The sequence below is a fragment of the Phaeobacter sp. S60 genome (assembly GCF_000826845.1).
In the GTDB taxonomy this organism is placed as follows: domain Bacteria; phylum Pseudomonadota; class Alphaproteobacteria; order Rhodobacterales; family Rhodobacteraceae; genus Phaeobacter; species Phaeobacter piscinae.
In genome coordinates this window covers 83,522-100,927 of sequence record NZ_JSWJ01000029.1, presented here as the reverse complement: position 1 = coordinate 100,927, position 17,406 = coordinate 83,522, and the positions used below count along the sequence as shown (strand labels likewise).

The window sequence follows — 17,406 nt, the reverse complement described above, 5'->3', positions numbered from 1 at the left end:
CCTGAAAAGCGAAAGCGGGCTTTTTGTCCTTTGGAACTCAGACCCTGATCCAAAGGAAAATCCCCATGTCCAAACCCAGAACGGCCAACCCGGCTCTCGCAATCTCCGAAGCCGATCTCGCCTCTGCCCTCGCGCAAATCGGCACGGAGGTCGATGACCAGCCCCTGCGCAGTTCAGCGCTCGCGCGTATCATGCGCGAGACGTTTCATGGCAGCGATGCCGGTGGCGCCTGGGACTGGCGCATGGCCTATGACATGATGCAGGCAGCGGCCATCCAGGTGCTTCTGCGTGGGGCCGGTGCCACAGCAGACATCGCCAACGCAAAACTCCTCGCCTCACGTCTCCTTACGGAAACCCGCCGGTCAGAGCAGCAGATCCGTCTGCAGCAGTTTTCCACGCCGCTGGCATTCGCGACCACGGCGGTGCGGGCCGCGGCGATCCGCAAGGGCGAGACCGTTCTGGAGCCCTCGGCGGGCACCGGTGCACTGGCCGCTTTTGCCGCCCGGGCCGGTGCCACGCTTTTGCTCAACGAGATCGACCCCTTTCGCCAGCGCCTCCTGCGCGCGGTTTTCGGCGGCGAGGTGACGGGCCATGACGGCGAGCATATCGATGATCTGCTGCAAACGCCGGTTCTACCCGACGTCGTGGTGATGAACCCGCCCTTCGCCTCCTCGGTCGATCGTTCCCGGGACAAACACATCGCCGCCAAGCATCTCATCGCGTCTGCGAAGCGTCTGGCACCCGGCGGGCGGCTGGTGGCGATCATGCCGCCAGGATTCACGCCCGAACGCGATGCCGCGCATTGGTCGCGGGCCTGCGGTCTTCTGACGCCGCGCTTGGCGCTGACGATGCCGGGGCAGGTCTACCGCAAGCTCGGCACCTCTGTCGAAACCCAGCTGATGGTCTTCGACAAGGTGCAGGACGATGGCGAACTCATCCGCGCCGCGGTTCAGGATCTGGAGGAAGCCTTGGCATATGTCGATGCCGTGGCCGCAACCCGGATCGAGATGCGCCCCGCCCAGCGGGCTGAAGCGATCCCTCAAGCGCGACCGACCGTTCGATCATCTGCCCCGCGCAAGACCGCCGCTTCGCCTGTCGCCGCCTCCAAACCACGGCCCAATACCGTCCGTCCGCTCAGCTTCACAAGCCTTCAGACCCCGCGCGACAACACGCCCATCTCTGACATCTATGCGCGCTACCGGCCGCAGCGGATCGAGATCGCGGGTGCGCAGGAACATCCCACGCCGCTCGTCGAGAGCATCGCCATGGCCTCTGTCGCGCCGCCGGTGCCCTCAGGCGCGGCCAGTGCGGAATTGCGCCTGCCCGCGAAGCTGATCGAGGAGGGTCACGTCTCCGAGGCGCAGCTGGAAACCATCATCATGGCACATGATGCCCATGGGCGTGATCTGCCGGGGCGGTTTATGATCGATGACGACCAAACCAAGCTGACGCGTGCTGATGATGACCCGGACGCATGGGCCTATCGCCTCGGCTATTTCCTCGGCGACGGCACCGGTTGCGGTAAGGGACGCGAATGCGCGGGGCTGATCCTTTTGAACTGGCTTTCCGGGCGCAGGAAGGCGATCTGGGTCTCCAAATCCGCCACGCTTATCGAGGACGCGATCCGCGACTGGACCGATCTCGGCGGCTCGCCCGCCGACATCCAGCCGCTCTCCAAATGGAAACCGGACCAGCCGATCACCGTGACCTGTGGCATCCTCTTCGTCACCTACGCCACGCTGCGGTCTGCGGGCAAATGCGGCACCACGCGACTGAGCCAGATCCTCGACTGGATGGGCGCAGACTTTGACGGCGTTCTTGCCTTCGATGAGGCCCATGCCATGCAGAACGCGGCCGGGTCTGAGCAGGGCAGGGGGGTCAAACCCTCCCAGCAGGGCCTTGCGGGCCTGCGGCTGCAACTGGCAGCACCCCGCGCTCGCGTCTTCTACATCTCGGCCACGGGTGCCACGAGTGTGCACAACCTGGCCTATGCCGCGCGGCTGGGGCTCTGGGGGCAGGGCCCCGAATACCCCTTTCCGAGCCGCGAGAGTTTCGTCTCGGCGATGGAAGCCGGCGGTGTCGCCGCCATGGAGGTGGTCGCGCGCGATCTCAAGACGCTCGGCCTCTACACGGCGCGCGCCCTCAGCTTTGATGGCGTGGAATACGATGTGCTCGAACACGCGCTCACCCCGGCCCAGATCGAGATCTACGACGCATACGCGACTTCGTTTCGGACGATTCATCAAAATCTCGAGGCTGCGTTGACTGCGACCGGCGTCAATGATGCTTCGGGAGAGACCAATGCCTCGGCCGCTCGCGCCTCGGCCAAGTCCCGCTTCGAGAGCACGAAGCAGCGCTTCTTCAACCATCTCCTGATGGGCATGAAAGCCCCGACCATCATCCGTGCGATCAAGGACGACCTGGCGGCAGGCAATGCTTGCGTCATCCAGGTTGTCTCGACAGGCGAGAGCCTGCTGAAGCGTCGGCTTGAGGCGATGGACCCGGAGGATGAACTCGTCGAGGGTGCCTTGACGCCACGCGACTATGTTCTCGCCTACCTCGAACAGACTTTTCCGATCCATGCCCAAAAGCTCGTGGAGATCGACGGCAACATGGTGGCTGAGCCGCTTCGGGATGAAACTGGCGCGCTGGTCGTCTCGCGCGAGGCGCTCGCTCTGCGTGACGCGGCCATGATGGAGTTGATGACGCTGGCGCCGATCCCCTCGGCGCTGGATCAGATCCTCTGGGCCTTTGGCGACGAGGCCGTGGCAGAAGTCACGGGGCGGTCCATCCGGCCCCTCAAGGCCGAGGATGGTCATCTCTTCATCGAAAAGCGCGCCGCCAGCAGCAATTCATCCGAAACCCAAGCCTTCATGGACGGTGATAAGGATATCCTTATCTTCTCCGATGCGGGCGGTACGGGCCGGTCGTATCATGCGGCGCAAACGGCGAAGAACCAGAAACGGCGGCGGCACTACCTGCTGGAGCCCGGCTGGCGCGCCGATGCGGCCATCCAGGGGCTCGGCCGCACGCATCGCTCTGCCCAAGTCAGCGCGCCCTTCTTCCGGGTCTGCACCTCGGATGTGCATGGCGAAAAGCGTTTCACCTCGACTATAGCCAAACGCCTCGACCAGCTGGGGGCCCTGACGAAGGGTCAGCGCGAGACCGGCTCGCAAGGCATGTTCCGGGAGGAGGACAATCTCGAAAGCCCGATCGCGCGGGCCGCACTACGTGGGTATTTCGCCGATCTTGCCGCCGGACGCGCTGAGGCGATGAGCTACGAGAGCTTCACCGACTGGACGGCCCTGCGGCTGATCGACAAGGACTGGGTGCTCCTTGAGGAGCTTCCCCCGATCCAGCGGTTTCTGAACCGGGTTCTGGCCCTTCCCATCCACATGCAGAACGCGCTCTTTGCCGAGTTCATGCGCCGGATCGCTGATCAGTCTGAGCGCGCGCGCGCGGCCGGCACGCTCGATCTCGGCGTGGAAACTCTGCGTGGCGAAAAGATCGAACAGGTCTCCACAGAGGATCTCTGGACCTGCCCGAAATCCGGCGCCGTGACGCGGATCATTGGACTTGAAGTCACCGACCCGGTCCATGTGCTTTCGGCGGATGACGCCCTGTCGCGCAATTTCGATAAGCTGCCGATGGTCAACCGCGCGTCGGGTCGCGCGGCGCTCATCTCGGCGCGGCCAATGCAGATGTATGACGAGGACACTGTCACGCTGATGCGCAAGGCGGTGCGGCCAAACGGGTCGAGCTATCTCGAAGAGGCACGGTTTGAGTCCTCGGCTTGGGAAGAGATCGGCAAGCCTGAGTTCGCATGGCTTTGGGATGCCGAGGCAGCGTCCCTGCCAAAAACCACCACAACCAAGCTCTACCTGCTGACCGGGCTCTTGTTGCCGATCTGGAAGGATATTCCGACCACCAATGAGCGCATCTACCGGGTCACGCCCGATGGGGCGACCGCCATGATCGGGCGCACGCTGAGCGAGGAAGGGGCGGCCGCGCTGCGCGCCCGCTTCCTCGTGTCCAACCCGCAAACACCGCAGGAGATGTTGACCGCCGCCCTCGGCACCACTGCGCCGGTCGATCTGGGCCGGGGTCTCACCCTGACCCGTCGCCGTGTCGCAGGCGAGATGCGCCTTGAGTTGTGCGGCGTTGACAGGGGCATGATTGATGGCCTCAAGGCCCTCGGCTGCTTCACCGAGATCATCGCCTTCCAGCTGCGGGTGTTCCTGCCGCATGGAGACGGGATCGACACGGGCCGCATTCTGGCTCGGATCGTCGGGCAGGGAGCCGCTAGAGCTGCAGAACAAGCCGCCTGAAAAGTCAAAGAAGGCTTTGGGCCGGGCGTCGCGGATCGGGGTTTGCCCGGTCTGCGCGTTCCGGGCGCGCGCTGACCAATGCCAAGCCCGGCCCCCCAATTGCAGACAAGAGGACGGACCCATGACCAATCCCCAGATCGACTATGCCGCACTGGCGGCTCAGTGGCGTGCAGAGCGTGAAACCACCTTGAAGGCATCCCGAGCGGAGCTGATCGCGCAATTGCGCGCGCTTGGCATCAGCGAGGTCACTGCCGAATACGAAGGTTATGGCGACTCCGGCAATGTCGAGGATGTGACGGTGCAGCCTGCAGAGGTCCAACTGCCGGAGCCGCTTGCCACAGAGGTTGGCGACTTCGCCTGGTCGCTCGCCTATCACCATCACCCGGGGTTCGAAAACAACGAGGGCGGTTACGGCACGCTGACCTGGGACTTGCGCAACGACAGCATCACCCTCAATCACGCGGACCGCTATGTCGAATGCTCGCACAGCTATGACGAGGGGCTGTGAGATGGCCCATCCGCTTCATCATGCTGAAAGCTCTGCCCGTAAATTCGGCGGGGTGCCGTCTGACTATCAGGCTGTGCACGATTGGTTCGATTCCTCGAAAGAGCATCTCGCGCTCTTCACGCACCGAGCCATGCGCCACCACGCTCAAGGCCTGTTCGAAGCGGAGCGTGTCTTCGGCCTGACCCTGACCAATAGCGCAGGTCGGGACATTCCTGTGCGCTGGATCGGCGAACAGCATATCCGCGAAGACTGCCAAGGCCGCATCCCGAGCATGGCGGACTGGCTGCGACGGATACAGCCCGAGCCATGGATGGCCAATGGCCACATCGACCGGCATGCCGGCTCCGAGCCCTGCGGTGACCCAAGGGTTGCCTGGGCCTCCGAGGTCGCCGCCGGAAGAACGGTTCTTGGCCTGAAGGATTGGATGGCGGCGCGCGCGACGCAAGCCACGCAAAGCGCCTGACTGCTCTCGGCCGTTGGCCAAACAAATGCTGCATGGAAGCCCGGTCGGAAGATCGGACTTTTGCGTCGTTTCCCCACCATTCTTCTTGAGGAAGTTCACATGACACTCGATGAAATCAAGGCCGCCGTCGATGCCGGCCAGACCGTGCATTGGGCCAATACCGGCTACGTTGTCCACAAGGACCGGGTCGGTCAGTACCTCATCACCTATGTGCCGAATGGTAGCTGCATCGGTCTGACCGACCGGGGCGGGCACCGGTTGAACGGAAAAGAAACGGAGTTCTTCGTCGCGCAATCGAAGGACGCCGCAGAAAATCCGGGCAACCAATCAAGACCAGACGGGCAGGGGAGGGGCGTAGCACCCGGAGGCGCGGGGGCATTCCCACTCGGACGGCAGCTCTGACCAGTGGGCGGGGCTGAAAGGAAAGCAGGCTTTCTGATTTGTGATCCCTCAAGGGGTCGAGAAAGCAATCCCGGATGCGCTGGCAAGGACGTCAGACACCGGCCAATCCAAAGGAACCATCCCATGTTCGCAGGAACCCTCACTCGCAATGTCGAGACCGCAGCCGCTCAGTACACCGGCATGATCCACTCGACGCGCTTTGACATCGCCATCCAGTTGGAGGCGCGGGCCAAGATGTCCGAACGCAGCCCGGATTTTGACGTGACGGCAGTCAACAAATCAGGCCGCAAGGTGCGCATCGGCACAGCCTGGAACGAGACCGGCAATACCAGCGGCAACCCCTACATCTCGATGCAGATCGATGTCGGCTTGGGTCCGTTCCGGGTCAACGCGGTGCAGACGAAAGAAGCGCGCGCGACCCAAAGCGGGGAGTTCGAGATCATCCCGCTGGTCTCGAACGGCCTGATGAAATCCGGCTCGATCTCGGGCGAGCTCACCGCCATGGACGCTGACAACGCCTTCACCGGCTACATCGCCAACATGATGTTCGATCTGGAGTTCATGCTGATTGAGAACAGCTACAAATCCGAGGAGACCCACCCGGATTACCGGATCGAGGTCAGCTCGCCCCGGGGCACACCGATCCGCGTCGGCTCGGCGTGGATGGCCAAAAGCAGCCGCACGGGCAATGACTACCTGTCGCTGCTGATCAACACGCCTGATGGCGACCTGCGCGTCAACGCCGTGCAGAACGAAGAGCAGCGCGGCGGGCAGACCTTCTCGATCATCCCGTTCATCGACAGCGGTGAGCAGCCGCAGGACGCAGGCGCGGGGCTGTCGCTGGTCGCCTAATCGGCGCGCGAGGGCGAGACGATCTGAACCCAAAGGGGAGCCGTGGGATCACGGTTCCCCTTTTTCCATATCTGTTTGCGTGAAGGACGCCACCCGCTTGCGATCTGGTGCAAATGCGATACAATAATATATTAACGCAAAATTGAGGGCGGGCGCGTGGCGGCTAGATCAGGGACGGTTCCATGGTTCGAGAGCTTTAATGTTGAGGCAGAGGTTGAAGATCTCCTCGCCCATATCGAGCGCTGCACCGGATTCGCGCTACCCGCCCGAAAGCGTGAAGTCATCTTGATCCATGAAAGGGCAAAGCTCGACAGGACAAGGCAGGCATATCTGGAGGCCAAGGCGGCGGGAAAGCCGGTGTCCACATCGCGGCGTGCGTATCTGACCGACCTGCAGGACACGATCTTCATGGCGATCCCGGAAGAGAACTTCGCGCGGATGCCGCTGAACGAGCAGGTTCTCAACGACCCGTCATTTTACGCGGACGCCATGCATAACGCCGCTGCGATTAGCGAGGATGAGCTTTTCATGGCGCTGTCCCCTTCGCTGAAAGACATGACGGTCCAAAACGCCCGGGCCTTCGTCTCGCAGCTCTGGCACGGCACGATTGACGGCAATGCCCGCAAATACGCCGAAGCCCTGAAGCGTCCCGAGCGTGAACCGCAGCCCTTTCGTCCGGGAAACACCGTGTAAGATCCGAGCCATTCTCTTGGCTTGAGCCGTACCGAGGTTGGCCGCCCCGAACTCCGTTGCAGGCGGCGGCATCCAGTGCAGCGCGCGAAAACCATTGAAGGCGCTGTGGTGACGTCTACTGTCGCCAACATGATGAACCGGGATCATATGCGCGTCTTCTTCCGGCGCACCGCGGCGCTTGCCGCCTTTGTCGCGCTGCTCTGGGCGGTTCAGGTTGTCAATTGGATCACCGGCTACGGCCTGAACCCGGCCTTCGGCCTGATCCCCAGGCACGGCAGCGGGTTAGATGGTGTCATCGCTATGCCCCTCCTGCATGGGAGCTTCTCGCACCTGATGGCCAATACGCCGCCGCTCCTGGTGATGGGTGGGCTGCTGGTGGCAACAACCACGCGAGGCTTGCTGTCGGTGAATGCCGTGGTGATCGGCCTCGGCGGCGCTCTTGTCTGGCTGTTCGGAAGCTCCGCCATCCATATCGGAGCGTCAGGGCTGGTCTTCGGCTGGTTCGGCTTCCTCATCGCGCGCGGTCTTGTGGATCGCTCCCCGATCACGCTGGGCGCGGCACTGGTGGTCGGTGTCCTCTATGGCTCTATTCTCTGGGGCGTTCTTCCGGGCCAACCCGGCGTGTCGTGGGAGGCGCATCTCTTCGGCGCTATCGCGGGCGCGGGCGCTGCGTTCCTAATCCGGACGCATGTCCATGCGCCGCGCCTCGGCAGCGTCGATCTGGACTGAAGCCGTACACTCGGCCGATTCCGGCCGTTCGATGAGCGCAAAGTTCGCCGCAGCGCGGCTTGCTCGAAGCTGACGTTTGTTAGTCCGAAGATTACCGATAGACGCGCAAAAATTGCTAGAAAATGTCGGGGTCTTCAGGTCCGCAATCTCGGCCGTAGCCTTGCATACAGCTGCACTTGAGCATGGTGCTCCAGTTCGACTACCAGCGCGAAGTTTTGACGGATCTCCTGATCCATAGCCCAGCCACCCACGCAACGTACTACCAGATGATATTCACCGCCATATTGTGTTGTGTCGGCTGAGAACGATATCGAGGCGCTTTGGATTGTGTTTTTGTCGCGAGCGTTCTTCTTGGGCACCAGATCACAATCATATTTTCCCGCCATCTCTGGGGGATCCGTTCCCTCTCCCACCCGAGAGCGAAAATACTCGAAGACGTGATCGACCGGGCAGCCCCGAATAAGGCGAAAATTCATACGCGTGCCGATATACTCTGCGCGGGTTCTTTTCACCGGAGGATCATACGCCAGAGAAACCCGAATAGTGCGTTTTCCTCCTGTCTGAAACTCAATCGGTATTGGCAACCGATAGACTGCGAAATGGTCCAGTTCCAGACTGTCTTCCACGAAGTAAACAACGCGGTGATCATCCGAGTAGGCCGCACGCAAGGTGTCGACGAGGCCAATACCATGGACTCTTGAATGATCACGCGCATCAAGAGCCAACAGTCGTCGAGTGGAAGCCTCTGGAACAGTCGCGGAATTCGCCAGAAGCGCTTTGATCAGATTGGCTGATGCCCCGGGGAAACGTCTGACCAACTGCGCAGCCCTGTTCGCTAACATCGGTGCGGCGAAAGACGTGCCGCTTTTGCTTGTAAGCAATTGACGCAAGAAATCGTGGTTTGTTGTAATCAGGCCTGCCGTCGCCAGATGAGGGGCCGTCTGCAAACGCCTCGCCACGGCATCAAAAACCATTGTCCCGCCATAGTCGACGAAATCAGGTTTGGTCATGCCTCCGGCGCCTGGGCCAGTGCGCGTGAAAGGTGCAGGTTCATCTCGCTCGGTGATGGGCTGAATATGCGCATCAAATTCATGCTGAGGGCCAATGCCGTTTGCATGAGCCAATGCACCAACCGTCACGATGTTCGCGCCTCCAGCAGGTTCACATACACGGTTTGCGACTTCAAGGAGATAGCCCGGATATTGGGTCACGCCTTGCTCAACTGATGTACCGCCACGAGGGGGCCGGTTTCCCGCTGACACAAAGATCAGGACGTTCAACTCACGTGCCAACTCATCCAGCGTCGTTGCCCAAGGACCAACGCGTCCTTGCTCAAAGTTAGCCTTCGTGTCGCCGAGAGAGATCACGAATATCCGGCATCCATGACTTGCATTTAGGCTCTGGATCGTTTGTCTCATCTGGCTCGGCAGCGTCCGACGATCAAAAAACTTCCGCTCGTCCGTTACCACCTTTGCCGAGATAATTCTCGCCACACGTTGCAAAGAGGTTCCGTCGAGCTGCGACCTTAAATCACCAAGCGCGGCAACACCGGCCACTGCCGTCCCGTGTCCGGCAATATCTGCTTCACCGAGCTCGCTGGGAAAGGCCTCGCGCGCGACGATCGCATCCGCGAGGAATGGATGATCGTTCACGCCCGTATCCAACACAGCAATGATTGGCAGATCAGGGTCAAGAGGCGCAACGGGCGGAACATCATCTAGCGCGAACTGGACGATCTGATTGGCTTCGATGTCCGGCTCCGGTGGAAGGTCAATAAAAGCTACTTCAGGAACAGAAAAAATCGGTCTGATAGACTGCCCTGAAGCCTTGACCCGGATCATCGTGATAGATGGCCCAGAATAGTGGTCGTATAGCTCTCCACCCTGCTCCTCAATGAACGCGATGATTTCTTCTGCCTTTCGACGACGCGCAGCCTGCGTCCCGAACTCCCAAAGTTCGACATCGAGTATGTACTCTTGGCCGTCTTGAAGATCAGAAACCTCCGTAAAACCGGCTTCCTTGATCCTGATCCCGAGACGGTCGCGCGGCTCCAGTGTGCTAATACTACCGATACGGTTGATAAAACCGGAGTAGCTCGGATTCTTCTGACCTGCAGGTGTTGGTCCCTCATAGGCATCCAGCCTATTGCGAAAATCGCTCAGTTCATCTGTTGAAGAAAACAAGACGATATTGTTGTCATCGTCTGTATTTAACAACGTGAGTCCAAGCTGTTCCCAGTCTCCCTCCATGGCCAGTCCATGCATGTGGACTTTCAGAATCAGGGATGGATCGACAAATTGGGGAGGGCGGATGGCGCGTTGACGTGCGACCGCATCATCGGCTTCGCGCCGTATTTGCCCTCCGTGACCCTTTCCCGGCTTGGGCGCTGGACCGGGTCTGCCGTCTTTTCGGCGTGCAAAAGGCTCTTTCGCTCTGACCAGTTGCAGATGATCGTATTGTGCCAACAGTGGCCTCACTGGTTGTTCGATAATTTCCTTAATCGCATCCTGCGGCGTTCAGCGTAACGGATGGCATCACGAAAGTCTTTCTTTGAAATGCTTTTTCGGCGATCAAGAAGAGAAATTTTCTTGGCCTGGTTGCAAATTTTTTCAAGCTCGGCATAGGAATAATCAGCTAGGCTCTGAACGAAATCCTCTGCTTCGAACTCCGTTTCGGTGTTTTTCAGCGCATTGGTGAGATACCTGCGGACCATTGCTTCGTCGGGATGGTCAAACCATACTACTTCATCGAAGCGTCGCCATATGGCGGGATCAAGGTGAGCGTCCAGGTTAGTGGCGGCAATCAGAAAACCACCTGGCTGTATCTGATCGATGAAGATCAGAAGACTGTTGACCACGCGTCTCAGTTCACTGTGATCGTTGCCTTCTTCCCGCGACCGCGCAATCGCGTCAAATTCATCGAAAAAAAGTACGCATGGCTGGCGGCGTGCAAACTCAAAGGTCTTGCGAATATTGGTGGCAGTCTCGCCCAAAAATGAAGAGATGAGGCTGTCCAGTTTGACAAAGAAAAACGGCAATCCCAGCTGGCCGGCAAAAACCTCAGCACACAATGTCTTGCCCGTTCCAGGTGGCCCGCAGAACAGTAGTTTGGAACGCACGGGAAGCCCATGGCGCTTGATCGTTTCGGACTTTCGGAATTCATCCAGTAGCCCAGTGAAGAGCTCAATGTTGTCGTGAGTCAGGATAATGTCATCGGGCGTATGAACGGGTTCGATCCGCTGGATGAACTCTCCGGCCTCGTCTGGGAACGGCACCAAAGGAGAAAGACCCTTGGCTTGCGGGCGTGTCGTCAGTCCATCCAGTGCCTTGCGCAGTGACCGTGCTAGCACTCGGTTGTTCTTTTTTTCCTCTTCGGAGATGATCTGTTCGACAACACCACGGAATTCATCGTCGCGCCCGTAGCTCGACAACAGCTTTTTCATCAGTTCTCCGCGTGCCATGCAACCACCTGCTTTTCGTAAAATCGTAGCCGAGTATTGCGACGAGCGCTACCGAATTTGACGCTTGATTTGGATAAAGCCGGGTTGGCATGCCACGGGGTCGAGAAAGGCTGAGGGCGCATCAAATCAGTTCGAAATCTTACGGCAAACGTCCGGTTTTCTTGACCTGCTTCACTTTTTTCGCTGCCGCAGCGAACGTCCGCCCGCCCTTTAAGTCGAATGCCCGGACAAGCAATACCTATAGTCGGCAGCGGCGTCGCCCGCACATCAACCTTGGCCAGAGCCTTGCGGCCTCCCCAGCTCGGCTGCGCGTGTCGCAGGGGAGAACGGCCCTTCGGTCCGTCGCGCATTCGGCCATGCGGCCTCACCGCGGCGTCGTACCCGGCATCCCGGTTTGCCCGCCTCGCGAGCACGTCTCTCCCTGGCCGCTCCGCCGGATTGCGCTCTGGTCTGTTTTGGCCCGAGGCCAAAACGATCCCGCCGCTTCATCCGTCTCCCGCGTCTGGTCGGGCCGTTTGCCTGCTCGGGTCGGGCAAACCTACCGTCAAAACACACACACATGAGCGTGGAAGCATATCCTCCGGATGGCCCCCAAATCAGCCCGCGTCAAGGATCGCAAAACTTTTCGGCGAGGGCGGGGCCTGTGGCGCGGGGCGGTCCCGTGCGTGAGCGCGGGCCTGTGTCAGTTGCTGCGCTCGGAAAACTTTTGCGCCCGGCAAGCCGGCGGCTGCGCCGTCCCTGACCCGGGCAGATTCGGAAACCAGGCATTCGGCCATGCCACCACACTCACGTGGTGGCTCCACAACCGAATACTGGAGACCAGACATGGCTTACGACACTGCAAACACTTACGAGACCATCGAGCTTTTCGGACTGACCGAAAAGGACGCACAGCTGCCGATCCCGGAAGATCACATCCTGACCGACCGCATCATCCGCGAGAGCTTCGAGGCTTTGCTCGGTCAGCTGCGCGGGACCGGGCTTGAAGCAGAGATCGAACCGCTGGCCCATGGGCTCGCGACGATCCTGCAGCGGCGCAAGGTGGCGCTTGGCAAGGAGGTCGACCGCACCGCCGACAAGATCGGTGCGCTGGCAAAATCCCACGACGGGTCGGAGATCGCCGAGACCGCACTCGAAGAGGCGCAGGCGCGCTTTCTGCAGCTGCGCGAGATCGTCGGCGCGATCGAGGTGATGAGCGAGGCCGCAGCGGAATGCTACGAGATCGAAACGGGCCACGCCTTCATCCCGGCAGCCGGGTCGCGGGCGAGCGTCCGGGCGCAAGAGACCGGGGCGGTCTTCGAGGCCCGGCAGCTCCTCGAGCAGCATGATCGTGAAACCGCCGAGAAGTCGAAAGTCGAGGGGGTGCCCCTGATCGTCTCGGGCGCCACCGACTGGACCGATGTCGATGTGATCTTCAACACGCTCGACAAGGTTCGCGACCGGATCAAGCAGAACCGCAATCAGGAGATCTTCCTCTGCCACAAGGGTGGCAAGCACGGTGCGGAGATGATTGCGGCCCGGTGGGCCCGAGCACGCGGGGTCGCGCAAGCGCGCTTCGATCCGCGCTGGTCCGCGCACGGGCGGGCGGCACCGTTCAAGTGCAACGACGAGATGCTGGACGACAAGTTCGCGGCGACGGGGGTTGTTCTCTTCGGTGGCAACGGGGTCGCGCTGAACCTCGGGCAGAAAGCGGAAACGAAAGGCCTGACGGTCATGCGGGTTGCGGACCCGGCGAAGAATACTGCGCAAGATTGAAGAGAGGGGGTCGCGCTTGGCGCGGCCCTTTCGTCATGTCTCATGGCGCGTGCGATTGGTCATGCGTGATCGGCAGTCTGCGGCGGCCAGCACCGTTATCCCTCTACCCGGTCCGACAGTGTTCGGTCCATCCGCATCGGCATCGGTACGGGCTCGGGATGGAGCGCCCCTCACGCACGTCGTCAGCAGCGCAAGACCGAGGGGTGGAAACGTCGCACATGAGGCTGAGACCTGCACAACCCTCGGGGGGTGTTTCGGAACATCGCATCCACGCGGGCGGGCTCCATCAGCACCCCGGCCAGGATCGGCGAGACGAGGACGCGGAGGATGGCGCCAACGTGATGGCAAGGATCATCCGGATCACTCCTTTTTGCTCATAGATGTGGATCGCACGGGGTCGGCCCAATCGTGCCCTCAGCTCACGCTTCGGCAAGCACAAATACGGCTTCCACGGCAGGGCCGCGGACCCTCCGCATTTGCACTTGCGACCGGGCCTCTTGCCCCCGTGCCGGGTGATCCCCATCGCAACAAGGAGTAACCCAAATGACCAACCACTACGTCGCCACCGTCCCAGTCAAGTTCACCGACACCGATGGCCAGGAGCGCACCCGTTTTCAGCGCGTGGGTGCGATGTTCCGCAACACCCGCAACGGGGACGGCTCGGAGTTCTTCAGCCTCAAGCTCGACTTCCCCGTCGCGGTCTCGGAGCTGGTGATGTTCCCGCCGAGCGCGAAGGATCCCCAGGACTGAATCCTCTGACGAGGATGGGCCGCCCCAAGATGATCTTGGGGCGGCCCGATCCCTGTTCCAGGGATGCCGTCACCGGCGCGGGTGATCGCCTACAGCGACCTACTCTTGGTGCCGGTATCCTCGCGCTCAAAGGACGCACTCCCCCCGGAATGATCATGCCGCGACAGACCGGCCAGTCAGCCTCAAGGGGGCCATCCACAAAAACCTATCGGCCAGGGCCTCCCGGTTTTTGCGGCAGAGATTTGGCGGAGCCAAATCTGGCCCTCCTTGACCCTGCCTTTCCGCCCTGTCGGTGGGGTTTGCGCCCGCCCGCGGTTCCGTCCGAACACGCATGTGTTCGGCCAGACCCTCGGGCGGGGCTGGCGGACGGGACCCCTAGGGCAGGTGGGTCGCCCGGTGGTGAGGGCGGCAGAGCCGCTTCCCCCGCGGCCCGCGGGGGAAGCGGACACCAAGGCTGCCTGAGACTGAAGGCAACGTAAGTATATAATTGACAGCTTGGTATATTATCGTAAGGTGGAAGCAGCCTTGGTGGAAGGTGGCAGGAAATAGGGGGTCTTTCTTCGCATGTCGCGCTCAAAACGTCTCACAGATGCGGACCGCATGGAGATCGTTCGCGAAGCTGCGGAAGGCGTTTCCACTTCAGTGCTAGCGGAACGGTTTGGCGTGTCGGTGCGGGCGATTCAGTACACGCTCAAAGCTGATGCCGAGCGACAGACGGATGCCGCAATTCCGGTCTCAGCGGTCAGTGTGAAGGTCACGGCTGCGGAGCTTGCGGCGCTCGACGAGGTGTTGGCGAAGGCGGGGATCGAGAGCCGGGCCGAGGGCCTGCGGCGGCTGATCCAGGCGGCGGGTGGGGTGTTCGTTCCGGACGCTCAATTGGCGGCCGAGATGGCGCGCACCCGCGCCTCGCTGCACGAGGTCGGCAATGGGGTTGCGCAGATCGCCAAGCAGATGACGCTGGCCAATCGGCAAGGGCAGGGGGCTGGCCCGGAGTTTTCGGAACTGCGGCTTGCGCAGATGCGCGGGTTGGCGCGGTTCATCCTCGATTCCGCCGACGAGATCGATCTGCTCCTGCGGCGTCGGCGCGACGCGATGCAGCTCGAGGCCAGTGCCGCGCTAAGGGAGTTTGCCCATGCGGCTGAATGATGCGGTGGACGCTGTCACAGGCGAGGTCTTCCGGGACGGCTGGAGTCGGATCCGGGGCTCGATGCAGGGGCTGCATGTCGCCAAGCAGAGCCAGCTTGTGCGCGCGGCTGCAGGGCACCGGCCAGCGGTCTTCAAGGCGATCCGGGGCGGCGGCACGCATACCAAATCGCAGCTTGCAAACCAGCTTGATTATCTGACCACAAAGTCCACCCATATCGTGGACTCGAGTGGGTTCCTGGATGGCAAGGCAAAGCTTGAGGCAAAGGACATCAAGGATCTGACCGAGCGCTTTGCCAAGCGGTGGGATGCAGGCTTCAAACCCAAGCTTGGCCAGACCACGCACATGCTCATGTCCTTCCCCATCGGCACGCGGGGCGAGGATGTGCGTGACATCGCGACGGATGTGGCCGAGCGGTTCTTCCAGAGTGACGCGGGGCATTTCGACTACATCATCGCGGTGCATGAAGACCGCGATCACCCGCATGCGCATCTGGTGCTGAACCGCCGTTCGCAGGAAGGCGAGTTCTTTTTCCTCGGGCGCAACCATCGCTTCAACTATGACGACTTCCGCCTCGGCATGGTCGAGGAGGCGGAGAAGTACGGCGTGCGCCTGGAGGCCACGCGCCGCGTCGATCGCGGGGTTGTGCATTACCCCGCCCGGACCCGCGAGGTCTATGCTGCCAAGGAAGAGGGGCGCGCGCCCCGCGAGCGCGAACGCGTGGGGCAGGACCTGACCCGGACGCTGGCGGAGATCGCCAATACCAGAACCGTCTACCACTCGCTTGCCGCGGAGGCTTCGCGTGAGGCCCGCGAGGATATTGCCGCAGCCCTCTTCCGCGCGGGCGAGGTGCTGGCGCGCGGCGGGCAGGTGGACCGAACAGGAGATATCTATATGGCCGAGGATCAGAGTTTCGAGGATCTGAGAAGCCTCTATGCGGAGAAGCTGGCGCGGGTGCAGGGCATGATCGCCGAGAAGTCTGACGCGGAACGTCCCGTGCTGGAAAAACGCCTCATCGAGATCCAGACTCAGGTCCAGCACATGCAGCCGCTCGGATTGCGTTCATCCACGCTATCAGACGCCCCCTCGGAGGGTGGGATCTATTCCGAGGCGAACATCGACACCAGTCAGCTGGACCGTCTGGCCGAGCCGGACTTGCGGTCGCGCATAGACACCGCCCTGCGCGGTACCGGGATCAGCACATCGGAAGTGGTGGCGCGGATCGAGACGGGCGCCTCAAATGCAGCGCTCGAACATCAATGGATCGCCGATGATCTCTCCAAGGTGGCCGAGGCGCGCGATCTGAACCTCGAACGCCGCGCCGATCTGGAACAGGCGCGCGACATTCTCAACGATGTGCATGTCAACCTTGGCACGCTTTTGGAACGGGAGAACGTGCTGCGTCGGGACGGTGTCGTGGAAGCGGAAGCGGTCAGCGAGCGGCTCCATTATCATGAGGGCGCGGTCCGGGCGATGGAAGGGACAATCCGTCAGGAGATGCGCGCAGACGGCCTGACAGCGCAGCAGATCGAGGACCGGGACTGGGAGGTTGTCTCAAGGGCGGAGCGCCGGATCGAGACGGAGCAGCGCGCGTATCTCGAGGCGCACCCGGAGCTGCTTGCACGCCCAACCGATGTGATCGACCGGTCTGAACCCTACAGGGAGACCATCACCGATGCGGCCCGCGCCGGCGAAATCGCCCGCGATGTCGACCGGATCATGGAGGGGCGCGACCTCCGCACGCCTGTTACAGATGCGGTCGCCGATGACGTCTCGGAGCGCTATCCGGACATGCCGTCCCATCTCGCCCGTGGGCTCGGCGCGACCTATGCCGCCGTCGTCGAGATACGCGACACGGAGGCCATCAATCAGGTCCGCCGCGAAACCGATATGCGCGACGGGCTCGAGTTGGGCACGCGTGACCAACGTCTAGTAACCCAAGATGAAACGGCGCCGCAGACTGACCGGTCCGACCGCCTCTCAGGCGAGATTGCGCGTGTCCTGGACCATGAGCGGGCGGGGGAGTTGTCCGCGCCCTTCGAGACCGAGGCGGAGCGGGACGCTTTCCGAACCGAGATCGCGCGGGTGCTGGATGACCGTCAATTGGGCCGGCTCACATCCGGGGATGCCGATGCGCTGGACAAGGTTCTCGAGGACCGCCTCGACCGGCTCTATGTCGCCAAGGTCTACCTGCAATCCGATGCAGCGACGGCCAATACGGAGGCCTTGCGCCAGGTGGTCGATGAACTAGCCGACGCGGAATACGAAAAACACCGCGCTACAGACGTGGATGGCGAGACCGAGCGGAGTCAGGTCCATTGA

General features: G+C 61.6%; 13 protein-coding genes. 11 read left to right on the top strand and 2 right to left on the bottom strand.

The window, feature by feature from the left end:
- Positions 1-65: 65 nt before the first annotated feature.
- The 7 genes from OO25_RS20970 (at position 66) to OO25_RS20940 (ending at position 7,975) form a co-directional block, all read left to right on the top strand.
- Positions 66-4,328 carry a strawberry notch family protein gene (locus OO25_RS20970; RefSeq protein WP_040182659.1) on the top strand — a complete coding sequence of 1,421 codons (4,263 nt, stop codon included), beginning with the start codon at positions 66-68 and terminating at the stop codon, positions 4,326-4,328.
- A gap of 121 nt (positions 4,329-4,449) precedes the next feature.
- Positions 4,450-4,836, top strand: coding sequence for a DUF6878 family protein (locus tag OO25_RS20965; protein ID WP_040182657.1), 387 nt, complete (start codon positions 4,450-4,452; stop codon positions 4,834-4,836).
- 1 nt (position 4,837) lies between these two features.
- Positions 4,838-5,299 (top strand): hypothetical protein, encoded by a 462-nt coding sequence (locus tag OO25_RS20960; protein ID WP_040182656.1) that lies wholly within the window; start codon positions 4,838-4,840, stop codon positions 5,297-5,299.
- Between the two features lie 99 nt (positions 5,300-5,398).
- The gene (locus tag OO25_RS20955) at positions 5,399-5,701 is read left to right on the top strand and encodes a hypothetical protein (protein ID WP_040182655.1); all 303 of its coding nucleotides are present in this window, start codon (positions 5,399-5,401) and stop codon (positions 5,699-5,701) included.
- Between the two features lie 123 nt (positions 5,702-5,824).
- Entirely contained in the window at positions 5,825-6,553 is a 729-nt protein-coding gene (locus OO25_RS20950; RefSeq protein WP_040182653.1) for a DUF736 family protein, read from the top strand.
- 156 nt (positions 6,554-6,709) lie between these two features.
- The gene (locus OO25_RS20945) at positions 6,710-7,246 is read left to right on the top strand and encodes a hypothetical protein (protein ID WP_242407091.1); all 537 of its coding nucleotides are present in this window, start codon (positions 6,710-6,712) and stop codon (positions 7,244-7,246) included.
- Between the two features lie 147 nt (positions 7,247-7,393).
- Positions 7,394-7,975, top strand: a complete 582-nt coding sequence (locus tag OO25_RS20940) for a rhomboid family intramembrane serine protease (protein WP_037240359.1) — start codon at positions 7,394-7,396, stop codon at positions 7,973-7,975.
- 134 nt (positions 7,976-8,109) lie between these two features.
- Here the strand turns inward: OO25_RS20940 and OO25_RS20935 are convergent, their stop codons facing one another.
- Together OO25_RS20935 and OO25_RS20930 are read right to left on the bottom strand one after the other, a co-directional pair.
- Positions 8,110-10,440: a S8 family peptidase gene (locus OO25_RS20935; RefSeq protein ID WP_074940746.1), complete on the bottom strand. Its 2,331-nt coding sequence runs from the start codon at positions 10,438-10,440 to the stop codon at positions 8,110-8,112.
- Between the two features lie 8 nt (positions 10,441-10,448).
- Positions 10,449-11,417, bottom strand: a complete 969-nt coding sequence (locus tag OO25_RS20930) for an AAA family ATPase (RefSeq protein WP_197060313.1) — start codon at positions 11,415-11,417, stop codon at positions 10,449-10,451.
- Between the two features lie 843 nt (positions 11,418-12,260).
- Here OO25_RS20930 and OO25_RS20920 point away from each other — a divergent pair.
- The 4 genes from OO25_RS20920 (at position 12,261) to OO25_RS20905 (ending at position 17,406) form a co-directional block, all read left to right on the top strand.
- A complete protein-coding gene (locus OO25_RS20920) occupies positions 12,261-13,190 on the top strand; it encodes a DUF2493 domain-containing protein (RefSeq protein ID WP_040182650.1) in 930 nt (309 codons plus the stop codon).
- A gap of 543 nt (positions 13,191-13,733) precedes the next feature.
- Positions 13,734-13,940: a hypothetical protein gene (locus tag OO25_RS20915; RefSeq protein ID WP_007120662.1), complete on the top strand. Its 207-nt coding sequence runs from the start codon at positions 13,734-13,736 to the stop codon at positions 13,938-13,940.
- 564 nt (positions 13,941-14,504) lie between these two features.
- Positions 14,505-15,086 (top strand): helix-turn-helix domain-containing protein, encoded by a 582-nt coding sequence (locus tag OO25_RS20910; protein WP_040182644.1) that lies wholly within the window; start codon positions 14,505-14,507, stop codon positions 15,084-15,086.
- The gene (locus OO25_RS20905) at positions 15,073-17,406 is read left to right on the top strand and encodes a relaxase/mobilization nuclease domain-containing protein (protein WP_040182643.1); all 2,334 of its coding nucleotides are present in this window, start codon (positions 15,073-15,075) and stop codon (positions 17,404-17,406) included. Before OO25_RS20910 ends, OO25_RS20905 begins: the two co-directional genes overlap by 14 nt.

Coding starts and splice junctions, on each gene's coding strand:
- OO25_RS20970 (WP_040182659.1), top strand. CDS start 66: ATGTCCAAACCCAGAACGGCCAACCCGGCTCTCGCAATCTCCGAAGCC.
- OO25_RS20965 (WP_040182657.1), top strand. CDS start 4,450: ATGACCAATCCCCAGATCGACTATGCCGCACTGGCGGCTCAGTGGCGT.
- OO25_RS20960 (WP_040182656.1), top strand. CDS start 4,838: ATGGCCCATCCGCTTCATCATGCTGAAAGCTCTGCCCGTAAATTCGGC.
- OO25_RS20955 (WP_040182655.1), top strand. CDS start 5,399: ATGACACTCGATGAAATCAAGGCCGCCGTCGATGCCGGCCAGACCGTG.
- OO25_RS20950 (WP_040182653.1), top strand. CDS start 5,825: ATGTTCGCAGGAACCCTCACTCGCAATGTCGAGACCGCAGCCGCTCAG.
- OO25_RS20940 (WP_037240359.1), top strand. CDS start 7,394: ATGCGCGTCTTCTTCCGGCGCACCGCGGCGCTTGCCGCCTTTGTCGCG.
- OO25_RS20930 (WP_197060313.1), bottom strand. CDS start 11,417: ATGAAAAAGCTGTTGTCGAGCTACGGGCGCGACGATGAATTCCGTGGT.
- OO25_RS20920 (WP_040182650.1), top strand. CDS start 12,261: ATGGCTTACGACACTGCAAACACTTACGAGACCATCGAGCTTTTCGGA.
- OO25_RS20915 (WP_007120662.1), top strand. CDS start 13,734: ATGACCAACCACTACGTCGCCACCGTCCCAGTCAAGTTCACCGACACC.
- OO25_RS20910 (WP_040182644.1), top strand. CDS start 14,505: ATGTCGCGCTCAAAACGTCTCACAGATGCGGACCGCATGGAGATCGTT.
- OO25_RS20905 (WP_040182643.1), top strand. CDS start 15,073: ATGCGGCTGAATGATGCGGTGGACGCTGTCACAGGCGAGGTCTTCCGG.